Annotated in this window: 3 protein-coding genes and 1 pseudogene; all 4 read right to left on the reverse strand. The window is 35.7% G+C overall.

Translation table 11 applies throughout. The features are described from left to right. Window positions 1-114, reverse strand: a pseudogene (locus AB3X49_RS22845) (cytochrome c oxidase assembly factor CtaG); the annotation flags it as partial. 45 nt (window positions 115-159) lie between these two features. Next, window positions 160-492, reverse strand: a complete 333-nt coding sequence (gene ctaF, locus AB3X49_RS22850) for a cytochrome c oxidase subunit IVB (protein WP_002014776.1) — start codon at window positions 490-492, stop codon at window positions 160-162. Window positions 493-495: 3 nt separating this feature from the next. Continuing rightward, window positions 496-1,119: a cytochrome c oxidase subunit III gene (ctaE, locus tag AB3X49_RS22855; protein WP_000557861.1), complete on the reverse strand. Its 624-nt coding sequence runs from the start codon at window positions 1,117-1,119 to the stop codon at window positions 496-498. Continuing rightward, a partial coding sequence (locus AB3X49_RS22860; RefSeq protein WP_367964933.1) for a cbb3-type cytochrome c oxidase subunit I occupies window positions 1,119-1,751 on the reverse strand: 633 nt, incomplete at its 5' end. The genes AB3X49_RS22860 and ctaE, both read right to left, overlap by 1 nt.

Raw genomic sequence — 1,751 nt, forward strand, 5'->3', positions numbered from 1 at the left:
AATAAGAATCGAGATCATAAATAATAAAAAAATTGGACTCCATAAAGCTTGAAAACCAAATACCCATAAGTTTTCCATTTCCACACCTACCTTTTCAAAATTTTTATATTTCATATAAAAAGAGGGCTTTGATATATCAGAGCCCCCTACTATCACTGTTTAAATCCACACAATTGTCATAAAGGCTAATATTGTTAATAAACCAATTAACAATCCAGAGTACAAGAAGAAACTCGCCGCTTCATGCCCTTTATGACTCATATGCATGAAATAATATAACTGAAATATAACTTGAATGACTGCTAACAATAATATAAATGGAACCGAAAAAATCGGGCTAAATGTTTTCGGATATGCCACCGCTGCAAATGCAACTAATGTTAAAAAAATCATTAGTGAAAATGTAACAACTTGGTGCTTCATTTCCTCTGCACTTTTTCTCTTCCGATAAACAAGATCCACCTTAGGATTATTCGTTTGCTTAACCGCCATTGTTTATCCCACCATTCCCATCAAATATACTACAGTGAAAATAAACACCCAAACTACGTCAATAAAGTGCCAATAAATTGATGCAACATAAAACTTTGGTGCGTTGTATAAATTTAAGCCTCTCTTCGCGTTTCTAAAGATTAATGTTAAAATCCAACACAATCCAAACAACACGTGGAGCCCGTGTGTACCAACAAGAGCATAAAATGCAGAACCAAACGCACTACTTCTCATAGTATGCTTAAATTCATGCGTATAATGATAAAACTCATATATTTCAAACCCCAAAAATCCTAAGCCAAGCAACACTGTTACAAGTAACCAAAGTTGCATTTTCTTAAAGTTAAAATTTTTCATATGATACATTGCGTATACACTCGTTAAACTACTTGTTAACAAAAGCATCGTCATAATGAAAACGAGTGGCATTTGAAACATCTCTTGAGATGTTGGTCCACCATTTGTAGAGTTCTTTAACGCTAAATATGTGCCAAATAAGGAAGCGAACAACACTGTTTCGCCTCCAAGAAATAACCAAAAACCAACAAACTTATTTTTCCCCTCAAGGGTTGCTTTTTCAGGCTCTGCTGGAAATGTTTCATTCGTTAATTTCTCATCTACATGCATTACGCCTTGCCCCCCTTATCATCTAAATCTTCCTTATGAATATGATATCCATGATCATCAATTACTGAACGAAGGAACATTGTACCAAACGTAATGATTAAACCGATAATCGCTACTAATAACCAAAATTTATCTTTGCCACCCTGCATATACATCGCACCGAATGCTGCTATGAATAAGCCTAGAGAAATGATAAATGGTGAAAATGAAGCATTTGGCATATGAATATCACCGGCCGGTTCCGCTGCTGTCATCTCTTTATTACCTTCACGTTTTTCAATCCAAAACGGATCTAACCCGCGAACAAATGGCAATTGTTTAAAATTGTATTCCGGTGTAGGTGCTGGCATTGTCCATTCTAATGTACGTCCATCCCACGGATCACGGCCAGCCTTCTCTTTTGATACCGTTGTTTTTATTACATTGAATAAAAGAACAATCGTTCCAAGAGCCATAAACACAGCTCCGATAGAACTAATCATATTCCCCATTTCCAACCCTTGGCCCTCAAGATATGTGTAGTAACGACGTGGCATACCAATCAATCCAAGGAAATGCTGAATAAAGAATGTTAAATGGAAACCGATAAAGAATAACCAAAATGTTATCTTACCTAATGTTTCATTTAATAC

Origin of the sequence: Bacillus sp. C30, from assembly GCF_040838255.1 — a bacterium.
GTDB lineage: Bacteria > Bacillota > Bacilli > Bacillales > Bacillaceae_G > Bacillus_A > Bacillus_A mycoides.

Excerpts from the sequence above, each read along its gene's own strand:
- ctaE (WP_000557861.1), bottom strand. The coding sequence starts at position 1,119 with ATGCATGTAGATGAGAAATTAACGAATGAAACATTTCCAGCAGAGCCT.
- ctaF (WP_002014776.1), bottom strand. The coding sequence starts at position 492 with ATGGCGGTTAAGCAAACGAATAATCCTAAGGTGGATCTTGTTTATCGG.